We start from the raw sequence: 14,045 nt of genomic DNA, 5'->3' as shown, positions 1-14,045 counted from the left end.
GGGAACGAGAAGATGAAAGCAACGGATTATAAACTAAAACCAAAAGTCCAAGAATTTTTGGAAGGCGTTAAAGGCCTCTATATCAATGGAGAATATGTTCCAGCGATTGGCGGAAAAACATTCAACGTTGTGAACCCGGCGAATGAAGAAGTCATTGCACAAGTAAGTGAAGCACAAGCGGAAGATATTGAAGTAGCAGTTGCGGCTGCACGCAAAGCGTTTGATGAAGGTGAATGGACGAAGATGGCGGCAGCTGATCGTTCTCACTTAATCTATAAGTTTGCGGATTTATTGGAAGAAAACCGTGAAGAGCTTGCGCAGTTGGAAGCACTTGATAATGGAAAACCGTATGAGGTGGCTTTGGCGGATGACGTCGATGGCACGGTTCAACATTTCCGCTACTATGCAGGTTGGGCAACGAAATTATTGGGCAAAACGACACCGATCTCTCCAGATTATTTGAATTACACGGTTCATGAACCAGTAGGCGTTGTTGGGCAGATTATTCCTTGGAACTTCCCGCTCGCAATGGCGGCGTGGAAACTCGGGTCAGCATTGGCTGTAGGTTGTACAGTCGTCATTAAGCCAGCGAGTGAAACACCATTATCCCTTCTTTATGCAGCGCGTCTGTTCAAAGAAGCAGGCTTCCCAGATGGCGTTGTCAACGTTGTACCAGGGGCTGGACGTGTAGCAGGCGATGCCATCATCATGCATAAAGACGTGAATAAAGTGGCGTTTACGGGGTCGACAGCTGTTGGTAAAGAAGTGATGAAAAAAGCGGCGGAGCAAATTAAAGGCGTAACGCTAGAACTTGGTGGAAAATCACCGGCGATTATCCTTGAAGATGCGAACTTGGAAGAGGCAATCGAAGGCGCATTCAACGGGACAATGTACAACCATGGGCAAAACTGTAGTGCATGTACACGTGTCTTCGTTCATCGCTCTCATTATGAGCAAGTCGTTGAAGCATTGGCAGAGCGTGTTAACGCATTGAAACTAGGACCAGGATTGGATTCAGAAACAGAAATGGGGCCACTCGTTTCAGCAAAACAGCAACAAACGGTCCTTGGCTATATCGAGCAAGGGAAAAAAGAAGGCGCACGCCTCGTCGCGGGTGGAGCGAAAGCATTTGATAAAGGCTATTTTGTACAGCCGACCATCTTTGCGGACGTTGAAGATCATATGACCATTGCGCGTGAAGAAATCTTTGGGCCGGTTATGTCTGTCTTCGTTTTCGACACAGTCGAAGAAGTCATTAAACGTGCAAACGACAGCGATTACGGTTTAGCAGCGAGTGTTTGGACAGAAAATATTAAAACGGGTCATTACATTGCCGGCAAACTACAAGCGGGCACAGTGTGGATTAATGACTTCGGTCTTGAGTGGGAAACGATGCCATTTGGTGGCTATAAACAATCCGGAATCGGACGCGAAATGGGCGGCGAGTATGGATTGGAGAACTATACGGAAGTGAAAAGTGTTTTTGTGAATATTAAGCAGTAAGTGTTTGAACAGTATAAGTCAGGTGAACCAATCCTATTTTTTATTGCGGGATTGGTTTTTCTGGTAATGATAGAATGTTTTTAAAGCTATAATTCCAATATTTTTTAGGGAATATCAAAGTGAAATCAGGAGTGAGTAATAGCGTTTTAAGAAGGTGAAAATTGATGAATCAGAGATTATTTGTACATATAATTAGAGTTGTAAATCATGTTATAAAGATTGAATGAAGAATAGTATAGCTGATAAAATTGAGCTGAAAGCCTTCGTAATAATAGGAAATATGTTAATCTAACTATATGATAAGTTTAATTTTCAGAATAGTCGGAGGTGCAATTATGGATGAAAAATTGGGAGCTAATATTAAAGATTTAAGGTTAATGAAGAGGATGACGTTAAGTGACGTATCTAAAAAAAGTGGTCTTTCTATTAGTTTCCTGTCACAGGTGGAACGATCTAAAAGTTCTGTTACAATGACATCTTTGAAGAAAATATCAGAAGCACTAGGAGTGAATGTAAGTCACTTTTTCCAAGCAACTGCTACCCAAAGTGCGAGTATTACACGGAAAGAAGATCGTAAGGAACTTAACTATCGGGATATGAGTTTTAGTTTTGCTAACTTAGGAGGGGACTTTCAAAATCCGATTTTTGAACCGATTATTGCAACATTACTACCTGGAGAAACACAGAAAAAACCCTATTCGCATAAAGGACAAGAGTTTTTATATGTATTAGAAGGAACGCTGACGGTTATTTTAAATAATGAAGAGCAGCTTCTTTATCCTGGAGATAGTTTACATATTGAATCTACAAACCCACATGCATGGTTTAACGCATCTGAAGGACCAGTAAAACTTTTAATTGTAGTAGCTTCCGTGAATAGTACGCTGAATAGTTTTGAAATGCATTAACAGGGTGCGAATGAAGGTGTGTCATTCGTAGGAACGTACTTTCTGTATGAAGTCTTTATTATCTAAATTGAAAGTTTTTATTCAAAATACATTGACAATGACAAAAAGGTCATTATAATTAACGAAAGAGCAATCATCTTCGCAATAAACAGAATATTGGGGTTTGCGAGATGATTTTTTTTACACATAAATTGAAGTGGAGGTGAAAATATTAAAGTAGTATGAAAAAACGGGGTAATAAATTTTAATAGTTAGAGTGTGGAAGGGATTATTTGAAAACCTATAATATTATTGATCTTAATTAACTCAATAATCACTCAACTTGAAATCTATATGTAAATGAGGTTTAAAAAAGAAATGAAGGAGGGATACTTTGGTATTTGTAAAAGTAGTAGATAAAATCAATGCCCTTGCAGAAAAGCTATTGGCTATTATATTAGGAGTAATGGCTGTAGTAGTAATGCTTCAAGTGTTAGTCAGATTTATCTTCGAACAATTTTCCGTACCTTGGTCAGAAGAGATTGCAAAATACTTGATGATTTGGCTTACATTTATAGGTAGCGCGATTGCAACGAGAAAAGCAAAACTTATTGCGATTGACTCCGTTGTATTTGCTCTACCAAGGAAATGGGGAGAAATTTTAAAACTCTCCGCTCATATCGTGAGTTTAGTCTTTTATGTTATTTTGCTTATTGTAGGGATTGAGTGGTTCCAATTTGGTTTTACTGAAACTGCACCCGTCTTAAAAATAAGTAAAGCCTATGTATATGCCTCCATGATGGTAGGGGCTGCTTTGATGATAATAAATACTTTAGCGTACCTAATCGAAACGATTCACAACGGGGATGATATCAGAGGCGTGACTGTTGAAGATGAGGTTGGCCCTATCTGAAGCAAAGGGGGATGAGACGATGATTCAAGTATTATTTATAGCATTACTTTTTTTGTTTATCTGTTCGGTACCTATTGCAATATCATTAGGTTTATCATCTGTTATTACATTGAAAATGAATGCGCTTCCACTTAGTGTATTGGCTCAAAATATATTTGAGAGCCTAGATTCATTTACTTTAATGGCAATTCCATTTTTCATATTGGCGGGTAATTTAATGCAAACTGGGGGAATTGCAAAAAGACTAATAGGATTAGCAAATGCTTTGGTAGGTTGGTTCCGTGGAGGATTAGGATCTGTTGCTGTGTTAACATCCATGTTTTTTGCAACACTCTCGGGATCATCTTCCGCTACAACGGCAGCGATTGGCTCAAGCTTAATTCCGGAAATGACAAAAAAGAAATACCCAAAACCCTTCGCTACGGCTATAACAGCATCGTCTGGAGAATTGGGGGCAATCATACCACCATCAATACCAATGATTGTTTACGGGTTAGTAGCAAATGTATCTGTAGGAAGTCTATTTATAGCTGGTATTCTACCTGGCGTCTTTATCGGGATTTCTTTAATGATAACGGTTGTTGTTATTGCGAGAGTTAAGAAGTTTGATCAAGTTGAAGTGATAACTGTGGGTGAGTGGTCCCGAAACTTATGGATTGCATTTCGTCAATCATTGTTTGCCATGCTTATGCCAATCATCATACTTGGAGGTATCTACTTCGGGTTATTCACACCAACGGAGGCGGCGGTAGTCGCAGTTTTCTATAGTTTAATTATTGGTTTGTTTGTTTATAAAGAATTGAAGTGGAGCGATTTAGGACCTATATTCACAAAATCTGCTATATCAACTTCAATTATTCTAGTTATTGTGGCTTTTGCTTCAGTCTTTGCTTACATATTAACGATTGAACAAGTTCCGCATAAATTAAGCGATTTAGTAATTAGTCTATCTGATAGCCCATTGGTATTTATATTATTAACAAATGTCTTTTTGTTAATAACGGGAATGTTTATAGAAACATTAGCTGCGATTATCATTTTAGGCCCTATTCTAGCTCCTGTTGCTATGCTGTATGGGATTGATCCAATCCATTTTGGAATGATTATGATTGTGAATCTAGCTATTGGGATGGTTACACCGCCATTAGGTGTCAATTTGTTTGTTGCTTGTGAAATTGCAGGTCTTCGAATAGAGCAATTAATAAGACCGGTACTTATTTTCCTAGCAGTTCTAATTTTTGATTTAATAATTATCAGTTACTGGGCACCTTTGTCAACGTGGCTTCCTTCGATTATTGGCTAATCCAAATAAACTAAATAGGAGTGGAGAAAATGAGGAAAGTATTGTCTTTAATTTTAACAATGGCACTATTTATGGTGATTGTTACTGGTTGTTCTGAAAAATCTGCGGACTCTGGTGATCAGAAGGAGAAAGGTAAAGAGAAAGACGTAGAATTGAAAATCGGACATATCTTAACACCGGATAGTCATTACCAAGTAATGATTGATGAAATGGCAAAAGTGGCGGAAGAGAAATCAGGAGGATCCATTAAAATTACATCTTTCCCGCAATCTCAATTAGGTGATGAAATAAAAATGATTCAAGCGGCTCGCTCCGGAACAATTTCAATGTTTGTTTCAGGACAAGCAGCATTGGAAAATACGGTTAAAGAGTATGAGATTTTCGATGTTCCGTATTTGTTTGATAGCTTTGATCAAGCGAATGAAGTATTGAGTGGTGACGTTGGTAAAAAGTATTTAGATATGCTTGAAGATCATCAATTAGTTGGACTAGGTTGGTTAACTGCGATGGAGAGAAATGTATTCTCCACAAAAGAAATTAAAACAGTAGAAGATATGAAGGGGCTAAAACTACGAGTTATGCAGGCTCCAGGATATGTTGATACGTATAATGCTTTTGGTTCACAACCTACACCGATGGCTTATTCGGAAGTTTATATGGCGTTACAGCAAGGTGTTGTAAACGGTGGTGATATTTCACCTGACCAGTTTATGAATGATCGATTTAATGAGGTAGCAAAGTATTATAACCTTACGAAATCACATTATCTTCCGGCTTTATTGGTCATGTCCCAAAAACAATGGAACGACCTTTCAGATAATCAGCAACAAATTTTGCAGGAAGCTGCGGATGCAGGCCTGAAGAAAGGTATTGAGTTTTACGGGCAAGCCTATGAGGAATCGTTGAAGAAAGCTGAAGAAGATGGAGTTAAAATTGTCGAGACAGACCTATCGGGATTCAAAGAGAAAGCTGAAAAAACGCATGAATCTCTTATCAAAAGCATTCCGGATGGAAAGGCACTCTACGATGAAATTCAAGCAGCAAAGAAATAAAAATATCGAGATTTAAGCGCGTTCTTGTAGTTTCTACTATTATAAAACAACACACTTAGGAGGAATTTATTATGGTAAAACTTGAAGGGGTATTCCCAGTACTAGTCACACCAATGCTTAACGAACAGGAAATTGATTGGGAGGGTTTTAAAAATAATATCGAGCACTTTATCAATGAAGGCGTTGCGGGGATCGCAATCAACGGTAGTACAGGTGAGTTTGTTAGCTTGACGAAGGAAGAGCGTTTCAAAGCAGTTGAAGTGGCAGTTGCCCAAGTTAATGGACGGATTCCACTCGTTGTTGGAACAGCAGCTGAAACAACGGCGGATGCGATTGAATACACACAACAGGCTGAAAAAGCTGGGGCAGATGCTTCATTATTAATTAACTCGTATTATGCACATCCAAAAGAGGATGAAATCTATGAACACTTTAAAGCAGTTGCAGAATCTGTTAAATTTCCAATTATGATCTACAACAATCCATTCACATCAGGTGTTGATATTAGTACAGAAACGATTTTACGTGTTGGACGCGACGTGGAAAACATTACACATATTAAAGAATCAAGTGGCGGTATCGGCAAAGCGCGCGACATCGCAAGACAAGGTGCAGGCTTCCTTGAAGTATTCTGCGGTTCTGAAGACTTGGCAATTGAATCCCTTCTTGTTGGGGCAACAGGCTGGATTTCCGTATCTGGAAACATTGCGCCACGGCTTGTGACTGATTTGTATAACCATGTTCAAAAAGGGGAAATGGACGAAGCGTGGGCATTGTACGATCGACTACTTCCGCTATGCGAGTTCCTTGAAGGCTCTGGGAAATACGTGCAGATTGCGAAAAGATCAATGGAACTACAAGGCTTGGCAGGTGGACCATGCCGTCGTCCAAGATTACCATTGAGCGAAGAAGAAGATGCGAAACTAAAAGAGTTAATGTATAGCCTAGAAGCAATCAAAAACTGAGGGAGGGGAACTAGAGATGAAAGCAACGGATTATAAACTAAAACCAAAAGTCCAAGCATTTTTAGAAGGCGTTAAAGGCCTATATATCAATGGAGAATACGTACCAGCGATTGGTGGAAAAACATTCAACGTTGTGAACCCAGCGAATGAAGAAGTCACTGCACAAGTAAGTGAAGCACAAGCGGAAGATATCGAAGTAGCGGTTGCGGCTGCACGCAAAGCGTTTGATGAAGGTGAATGGACGAAGATGGCAGCAGCTGATCGTTCTCATCTCATCTACAAATTTGCGGATTTATTGGAAGAAAACCGTGAAGAACTTGCGCAGTTGGAAGCACTTGATAATGGAAAACCGTATGAGGTGGCTTTGGCGGATGACGTCGATGGCACGGTTCAACATTTCCGCTACTATGCAGGGTGGGCAACGAAATTATTGGGCAAAACGACACCGATCTCTCCAGATTATTTGAATTACACGGTTCATGAACCAGTAGGCGTTGTTGGGCAGATTATTCCTTGGAACTTCCCGCTCGCAATGGCGGCGTGGAAGCTTGGATCAGCATTGGCTGTAGGTTGTACAGTCGTCATTAAGCCAGCGAGTGAAACACCGCTATCCCTTCTTTATGCAGCACGGTTGTTTAAAGAAGCAGGCTTCCCAGATGGCGTTGTTAACGTCGTTCCGGGGGCAGGTCGTGTAGCAGGTGATGCCATTATCATGCATAAAGACGTGAACAAAGTGGCGTTCACAGGATCAACAGCAGTTGGAAAAGAAGTGATGAAAAAAGCGGCGGAGCAAATTAAAGGCGTAACGTTAGAACTTGGTGGAAAATCACCGGCGATTATCCTTGAAGATGCGAACTTAGAAGAGGCAATTGAAGGCGCATTCAATGGGACGATGTACAACCATGGACAAAACTGTAGTGCGACAACACGTATTTTCGTCCAACGCTCCATCTACAATGAAGTCGTTGAAGGCATCGTGAAACGTGTCAATGATGTAAAAGTGGGGCCAGGAATGGACGCAGCAACAGATATGGGGCCACTAGTCTCTAAAAAACAACAAGAAACAGTCCTTGGCTATATTGCGTCTGGGAAAAAAGAAGGTGCACGTTTAGTTGCGGGCGGCGACAAAGCATATGACAAAGGCTTCTTCGTGCAACCGACTGTTTTTGCGGACGTAGAAGATCATATGACCATCGCACGTGAAGAAATCTTTGGGCCAGTTATGTCCATCTTTGTTTTCGATACGGTTGAAGAGGTTATCAAACGTGCCAACGACAGCGATTACGGATTAGCAGCGAGTGTTTGGACAGAAAATATTAAAACAGGCCATTACATTGCGGGCAAACTACAAGCTGGTACAGTGTGGATCAATGACTTCGGTCTTGAGTGGGAAACGATGCCATTTGGTGGCTATAAACAATCCGGAATCGGACGCGAAATGGGCGGCGAGTATGGATTGGAGAACTATACGGAAGTGAAAAGTGTTTTTGTGAATATTAAGCAGTAAGTGTTTGAACGACCTCGGATGATGTGATGCTGAGGTCGTTTTTCACCTTGAAGGCTATTCAAAACAAACCTGTCTCGCAAGCGATTAGCCATTTAAGAATCCTGCCGAATCCCGGAGCTGTTGAGCTTGCAGTTTTAGCTGTAGAATTGCCAACACTATCGTAATTGTATTCTGAAAAGCCGAGGTTATACAATTCTTGATTCATTTATACTGAATATATTGAACAAGTGAATTCGATATAGCCGCCTTACAAATGGACGTGGGGGCATCCTTGGAAGGTCGGATTCAAAATTGTTCTTTATATACAGTAAGTAGATTTTTAAGGGGGAATCAATGATGGGATTAGTGGAATTTCTAGCAATGATGGTGGGAGCGTTACTTGTTACTTTCATATTAATGGTGGTTGGGGAGAAAATCATTTCTTTAGTGATTCGAGAAAACTGTGCACCCTTTATTAAAATAATCGGTTCGCTTGTATTTGCACTTGGGATATTGTCTGTATGTATGTATTCTATTGATAAAGCTTCGGAAGTTAGTATTTTTATGTTAAGTGGAAGCATCATTCTATTGAATAAGTTCTGGTTTGGGCATTTTTCGAGAGAATAGTAAAAAGGAATGGAGACGGTTGTCATCTCCATTCCTTTTTTTATTTATAGGAAACTATAAAATTCTCGTACTGTGGACGCGGTCGACTGGCCTTATGCCTATCGCACCCAAGCGGGCGCCCTGCGCTTTTGTTTATACTTGGATTTCCTTTCGTTTACTAGAAGGTGGGATTCTTAATTCCTCACGATATTTGCTGATAGTTCTTCTAGAAATCGTAATACCTTTTTCAGTTTCGAAGTATTCCGCAATCTTTTGATCGGAATACGGTTTGAACTTGTTTTCTTGTGCGATAAAGCTTTCCAGTAATGTTTTCACGGTTGTTTGAGAAATGGTGTTGCCATCGGTTGTCTCAAGCTTGGACGTGAAAAGAATTCGGAGGTCAAAAGAACCAAACGGTGTCTGCAACACTTTGTTAGTTGTCGCACGGCTAACCGTTGATTCATGCATATCAATGGCTTCTGCGACTTCTTTTAGCGTAAGAGGCTTCAGTGCTGACGGGCCATTTTTAAAGAATGCTTCTTGCTGTTCTAGCAAAATATGCATAATTTTGATAATCGTATTTCGACGCTGTTCAATGCTACTGAGTAGCCATTGATAGCTTTTATACTGTGTGTTGATATATTTGGACATATCGTCCTTTGCGTTTAAGTAATGTGCATAATCTTTATTTACCTGAATAGCAGGCAAATAGCCATCATTCAAATGGAAAACGAATGCATCATTTTTCCATTCTACAACAATATCAGGCGTCGAATACTCTGTGGAACTATTGGCAGTGAATGAGCATGGCCTTGGATTGAGTGTTTGAATGAAATCATAAAGATCTTTCACTTCAGTCATTGTGATATTCAGATGTGAAGCGATGGCATTCCATTTACGATCTGCAATCAATTGCAGGTGATCGTTCACCAAACGTTCTGCTAACTCATTTTCTGGGTATGTATGGGTGATTTGTAGGAGTAGGCATTCTTTTAAGTTTCTAGCGCCTATCCCGGCAGGCCCTACTTGTTGGAGTAGTTGAATGCCTTTATCGATTTCTTGTTCATCAAACTTCAAATACCCATCGGCATCGTGGATTTGGAGATAGCCATTATCATCAAGGTTATAAATGAGATAGCTCAGCAGTTTTTGTGTCTCGTTGTCCGGAAACATGAACTTCGCATGCTCGAACATTTCATCACGTAAATCTTTTTCGCTACCTTGAATCGCATCAAGGGGCATTTCAGACGATCCGAAAGAGCTCGTTTTTCGATTTAAGCGCTCTTCATAAGAATTGTTGTCTTTTTTTTCTTTAAGCTCGATGAGTGGATTTTCCAGCTCTTGCTGTCGAATATATTGTTCTAACTCGTAAGTTGAAAATTGTAAGAGTTCAATAGCCTGCCTTAACTCAAGCGTCATTAACAGATTTAGTTCTTGCCGCTGTTGGAGTGCAATTTCCATAAGGATTCCTCCTTTTAAAGGATTGTTAACGCTTACAAAAGTATAACATAGTGTGGGGTGGAATTCGATAGTGAATTAGAATTTTCAGATAGTGGAAAACGATTGCGAACTAAGGTGTATATAGCCAAGTGTCTATTTAATTTATAGGATGTAAAAAAGATTGACATGAATAAAAAGAATATTTACACTATTTGAATAATCGTATATATATTGTTTTGATTGACGTGATTAAGAATGAATCAAAAATTCACATTTTCAGATCTAGTTATTCAAGTAATATATCCATCTAAAGGATATTTAGATTGGGTATACTTTTAAAATAGTACAGCAATATTTTTGGCACGAAAGTTGCACGAGTAATTATGCACAAAAGATGATGAGAAGAGGCGATTAAACAATAGTTATAAAAAGATTGAATATAGATGATTGTAGTATGGCGACAATTATTGTTCCTAAATGATTTTGTACAAGATTCGGGTTCCTTTTAATACCATTAAATCGATGCTTTATGATTGCAAATCAAAAGATGTACCTATTAGCTCATTATCAATACACGATAGTTTAAAGTTATTTTTACAAAAAATCTTAAGGTGGTTTGAGTATATAGATATATCGAGGGGAGTCGAATGTAGATAATGACAACAATAATCTGTACGGGATATTCACGATTACCTGAGGGCATGGCAGCAAAAAATTTATACGGGGTTATGGGTGTGGGATTTGAAATTGATCCGGAAACTGATAAGGTGATTAAAACATCCAGTACTTTTATTACGAGTATGTGTTCTGATTTTATCGATTCTATTTTCAAAGGACATTGTTTAGCGCAAGGTATTGATAACCAAATAAAAATATTTGAGGGAAGATATTTTGGCTTGGGGAAGAAAGCTATAGTAATGGCAATGAGAGATGCTTACAATCAATATTTAATTTATAATAGTATGAAAGGGTGTTGACTTTTCAAGTTGGTGCATTATAATCTAATTATATTGAATATTCAGCCTGCTAGCTTAAGATTTTGTTAAGAAGTGTCCCTTCTTAATATGAAAATTTTAAATCCGAGCAGAACTAAAAATGCTAACAAAGCATTTTTAGTTCTGCTCTTTTTTATTGGGAGGTATTGGATGAAGAAAAATGACGGTAGGATATTAGCTACTTTGAATACAATGGAAGATTTGAATTTTGAATTTTTAATAGTTAGTTCAAAAGAAAATATTAGATATTTATTTGGTCAAGTTTTAGAAACAGGAAAAAGACTCAGTGCTGTAATTGTAAAAACAAATGGTGATATGCATCTGATTATTAATCAAATGTTTTCCGATAAGGTGATTCATGTATCTAATATGAAAATCCATTATTACAATGATGGAGAAAATCCACTTGTAGAAATAATGAAAGCGCTTCCCGCAGGCGGTTATGGAGGTATCGATCAAACATTCAACATAAAAGATTATCTAGAAATCGTGAACAATAGAGCAGATGTAAAACTGGTGTTATCAAATTGTGTTGAGAAAATAAGAGAAATTAAAGAGACAGAAGAAATTAATCTCTTACGTCAATCTTCTAGAATTGCGGATGCTGTCATGCATCAAATTGTGCAATTACAAAGCTTTCCAGACACTGAAGAGTCGATTGAACGAATCATAAAAGGTTTTTTTAGAGAATATGACGTATCACATCTGACCTTTAATCCGATTATAGCTAGTTCCGATAATACAGCGAATCCGCATCATATTCCAAGTTACAGATTTACAGAGATGAATAAACCTTTATTGATTGATCTAGGTGGAAAGTATCAAGGCTACTGTTCGGATACAACGAGAATGTTTTATTTTTCGGAGGCTGACAAAAAGTTCTTATCCTATTACGAGTATTTAAAGGAAGCCCAAAACTCAGTTTTAGAAATAATAAAGCCTGGTATTGAAATAAGAGAAATTGAGTTATTTATTAGGGATTACCTCAAGAAAAAAAATCTCGAGGAATTATTTATACATGGTACAGGTCATGGCATCGGCTTAGAAGCGTATGAGTCACCTAATATTCATAGCCAAAACAAAGAGATAGTAAAGGAGGGGATGGTAATCACGGTAGGGCCAGGGCTTTATGCAAGAGGTGAATTTGGAATGAGGATTGAAGATGTGATATGCGTAACTGAAAATGGATACGAGAATTTTAACAAATCGAGCAAGGATTTAGTGTTACTCGAATTTCATTAATCGTACAGAGGAGGAGTAAGATGGTTGCTTTAAAAAAGATGAGATGGTTAGCGATAGTGATTGCGGTAGTTATGGTGATTTCAGGATGTAGCTATGAAGATACCAATCAAGGAACAAGTAGCGAGGGTTCTTCAGCTGGAGCGAATGAAATTAAAGTAGCATTGGATATTGATGCGGTTTCCACTGACCCGAGGCTGACGAATGAATCAGCAGGGAAAAGGGTCAATGAGCTGGTCTATGATGGGTTAGTTAGACTATCTAATAATTTAGAACCCGAACCTTCTTTGGCTTTAGAGTGGAGTAATCCGGATTCAAAAACATGGATTTTCAAATTAAGAGAAAATGTGAATTTTCATGATGGAGAGCCACTCACTGCTGAGGATGTGAAATATACGTTTGATACATTATTAGACCCAGAGTTTCAAGCGCCATCGCTTGCGCTTTATGATCCAATTGAATCTGTAGAGATTATAGATGAATATACAGTCCAATTCAATTTAAGCCGTCCATATGCTCCACTGTTAAGTAATCTTGAACTAGGAATTGTTCCGAAGCATATTGCCGAGAAAGAAGATAAGAGTTTATCTTCGAATCCAGTTGGGACAGGACCTTATAAAATGGTGAAATGGGAAAAGAACAGTGAAATCAGTTTCGAGAAAAATGAATCGTATTGGGGTGGAGAAAGTAAAGTATCAAAAATCACTTATTACATTATTCCAGATAATTCTACACGGGTAGCATCATTAGAATCTGGCGACATTGACTTTATTCATTCACCCCTATCTCCTCAAGATATTGAAAGAGTAAAAGGAAATGATAAATTTAATGTCGTTGAAACACAGGGCTTAGGATTTACTTACTTGAACTTCAATCATCAAAATGAATTGTTATCTGATGTGAAAGTTCGACAAGCGATTTCTCATTTAATAGATAAAGAAGTCATTTCAAAAAGCATTTATCGTGACATGGATACGCCGGCGTTATCTCCATTGATTCCAGCTTCATGGGCTTTTACAGAGGACGTACCGGTGTTTGGATATGACGTTGAAATGTCGAAGAAGTTATTTAAAGAAGCGGGCTGGGAAGATACAGATGGTGATGGGTTTTACGATAAAGAAGGAAAGCGTTTTGAAATAAAAATTTCTACGCATAGTGAGGATCCGAATCGAATTCAAACTGCCGAGTATTTGCAAAATGAACTCGAGAAGAATGGCATAAAAGTAGAGGTATTAACAAACGAATGGCCTACATTTAGTACGAATATGTTGGAAGGGAAATTTGATATTGCACTCTTGGGTTGGTTGAACTTATTCGATCCAGACAGGGCTATGTATAACCAATTTCATTCTCAAAGTGGATCTAACTATGGGAAATACAATAATGAAAAAGTCGATGCATTATTACTCTCTGGAAGAGAAACTTTGGATCAAGAAAAACGAAAAGAAATATACAATGAAATTGCTCAAATTGTAACGGAGGAAGTTGGATATAACGTTCTTTTATATCAAGGTTATATCGCGATGTATAGTAAACGTATAGAAGGCTTTACCCCTAATGCAAGTGGTAACCTGTATGGATTAAGAAATGCGGTATTAACAGAGTAAACTTGATATTTAATTCGGGAAAGGAGATCCCTTTCCCGTGTTAGGAGTG

General features: G+C 38.5%; 12 protein-coding genes. 11 read left to right on the top strand and 1 reads right to left on the bottom strand.

All coding sequences use genetic code 11. The annotated features are described in order from the left end of the window. Positions 1 to 12: 12 nt before the first annotated feature. The 8 genes from MKY34_RS02050 (at position 13) to MKY34_RS02015 (ending at position 8,736) form a co-directional block, all read left to right on the top strand. The gene (locus MKY34_RS02050; RefSeq protein WP_342513600.1) at positions 13 to 1,503 is read left to right on the top strand and encodes an aldehyde dehydrogenase family protein; all 1,491 of its coding nucleotides are present in this window, start codon (positions 13 to 15) and stop codon (positions 1,501 to 1,503) included. A 335-nt stretch (positions 1,504 to 1,838) separates the two neighbouring features. Further along, positions 1,839 to 2,411 (top strand): XRE family transcriptional regulator, encoded by a 573-nt coding sequence (locus MKY34_RS02045; RefSeq protein WP_342513599.1) that lies wholly within the window; start codon positions 1,839 to 1,841, stop codon positions 2,409 to 2,411. A 373-nt stretch (positions 2,412 to 2,784) separates the two neighbouring features. Next, positions 2,785 to 3,303, top strand: a complete 519-nt coding sequence (locus tag MKY34_RS02040) for a TRAP transporter small permease (RefSeq protein ID WP_342513598.1) — start codon at positions 2,785 to 2,787, stop codon at positions 3,301 to 3,303. 19 nt (positions 3,304 to 3,322) lie between these two features. Continuing rightward, on the top strand, positions 3,323 to 4,606 hold the full coding sequence (locus tag MKY34_RS02035; protein WP_342513597.1) for a TRAP transporter large permease: 1,284 nt from the start codon (positions 3,323 to 3,325) through the stop codon (positions 4,604 to 4,606). A gap of 29 nt (positions 4,607 to 4,635) precedes the next feature. Further along, positions 4,636 to 5,658, top strand: a complete 1,023-nt coding sequence (locus tag MKY34_RS02030; protein ID WP_342513596.1) for a TRAP transporter substrate-binding protein — start codon at positions 4,636 to 4,638, stop codon at positions 5,656 to 5,658. A gap of 71 nt (positions 5,659 to 5,729) precedes the next feature. Further along, a complete protein-coding gene (gene dapA, locus MKY34_RS02025; RefSeq protein WP_342513595.1) occupies positions 5,730 to 6,623 on the top strand; it encodes a 4-hydroxy-tetrahydrodipicolinate synthase in 894 nt (297 codons plus the stop codon). Positions 6,624 to 6,639: 16 nt separating this feature from the next. Next, positions 6,640 to 8,130 (top strand): aldehyde dehydrogenase family protein, encoded by a 1,491-nt coding sequence (locus tag MKY34_RS02020; RefSeq protein WP_342513594.1) that lies wholly within the window; start codon positions 6,640 to 6,642, stop codon positions 8,128 to 8,130. A gap of 336 nt (positions 8,131 to 8,466) precedes the next feature. Beyond that, the gene (locus tag MKY34_RS02015) at positions 8,467 to 8,736 is read left to right on the top strand and encodes a hypothetical protein (RefSeq protein WP_342513593.1); all 270 of its coding nucleotides are present in this window, start codon (positions 8,467 to 8,469) and stop codon (positions 8,734 to 8,736) included. A 132-nt stretch (positions 8,737 to 8,868) separates the two neighbouring features. Here MKY34_RS02015 and rpoN read toward each other — a convergent pair whose 3' ends face one another. Then, on the bottom strand, positions 8,869 to 10,176 hold the full coding sequence (rpoN, locus tag MKY34_RS02010; protein ID WP_342513592.1) for an RNA polymerase factor sigma-54: 1,308 nt from the start codon (positions 10,174 to 10,176) through the stop codon (positions 8,869 to 8,871). Positions 10,177 to 10,811: 635 nt separating this feature from the next. Between rpoN and MKY34_RS02005 the strand changes: the two genes are divergently transcribed. The 3 genes from MKY34_RS02005 to MKY34_RS01995 all read left to right on the top strand — a co-directional run bounded on the left by MKY34_RS02005 (position 10,812) and on the right by MKY34_RS01995 (position 13,996). Further along, positions 10,812 to 11,132: a DUF3870 domain-containing protein gene (locus MKY34_RS02005; RefSeq protein ID WP_342513591.1), complete on the top strand. Its 321-nt coding sequence runs from the start codon at positions 10,812 to 10,814 to the stop codon at positions 11,130 to 11,132. Positions 11,133 to 11,300: 168 nt separating this feature from the next. Beyond that, on the top strand, positions 11,301 to 12,392 hold the full coding sequence (locus tag MKY34_RS02000; RefSeq protein ID WP_342513590.1) for a Xaa-Pro peptidase family protein: 1,092 nt from the start codon (positions 11,301 to 11,303) through the stop codon (positions 12,390 to 12,392). A gap of 20 nt (positions 12,393 to 12,412) precedes the next feature. Next, positions 12,413 to 13,996 (top strand): ABC transporter substrate-binding protein, encoded by a 1,584-nt coding sequence (locus MKY34_RS01995; protein WP_342513589.1) that lies wholly within the window; start codon positions 12,413 to 12,415, stop codon positions 13,994 to 13,996. Positions 13,997 to 14,045 lie beyond the last annotated feature (49 nt).

The organism is Sporosarcina sp. FSL K6-1522 (assembly GCF_038622445.1).
Taxonomy (GTDB): domain Bacteria; phylum Bacillota; class Bacilli; order Bacillales_A; family Planococcaceae; genus Sporosarcina.
Note: the sequence above shows the minus strand (reverse complement) of the source record. Positions and strands in the feature narration are given on the sequence as shown.

Excerpts from the sequence above, each read along its gene's own strand:
- MKY34_RS02035 (WP_342513597.1), top strand. The coding sequence starts at position 3,323 with ATGATTCAAGTATTATTTATAGCATTACTTTTTTTGTTTATCTGTTCG.
- MKY34_RS02045 (WP_342513599.1), top strand. The coding sequence starts at position 1,839 with ATGGATGAAAAATTGGGAGCTAATATTAAAGATTTAAGGTTAATGAAG.
- MKY34_RS02050 (WP_342513600.1), top strand. The coding sequence starts at position 13 with ATGAAAGCAACGGATTATAAACTAAAACCAAAAGTCCAAGAATTTTTG.
- dapA (WP_342513595.1), top strand. The coding sequence starts at position 5,730 with ATGGTAAAACTTGAAGGGGTATTCCCAGTACTAGTCACACCAATGCTT.
- rpoN (WP_342513592.1), bottom strand. The coding sequence starts at position 10,176 with ATGGAAATTGCACTCCAACAGCGGCAAGAACTAAATCTGTTAATGACG.
- MKY34_RS02000 (WP_342513590.1), top strand. The coding sequence starts at position 11,301 with ATGAAGAAAAATGACGGTAGGATATTAGCTACTTTGAATACAATGGAA.
- MKY34_RS02015 (WP_342513593.1), top strand. The coding sequence starts at position 8,467 with ATGGGATTAGTGGAATTTCTAGCAATGATGGTGGGAGCGTTACTTGTT.
- MKY34_RS01995 (WP_342513589.1), top strand. The coding sequence starts at position 12,413 with ATGGTTGCTTTAAAAAAGATGAGATGGTTAGCGATAGTGATTGCGGTA.
- MKY34_RS02020 (WP_342513594.1), top strand. The coding sequence starts at position 6,640 with ATGAAAGCAACGGATTATAAACTAAAACCAAAAGTCCAAGCATTTTTA.
- MKY34_RS02030 (WP_342513596.1), top strand. The coding sequence starts at position 4,636 with ATGAGGAAAGTATTGTCTTTAATTTTAACAATGGCACTATTTATGGTG.
- MKY34_RS02005 (WP_342513591.1), top strand. The coding sequence starts at position 10,812 with ATGACAACAATAATCTGTACGGGATATTCACGATTACCTGAGGGCATG.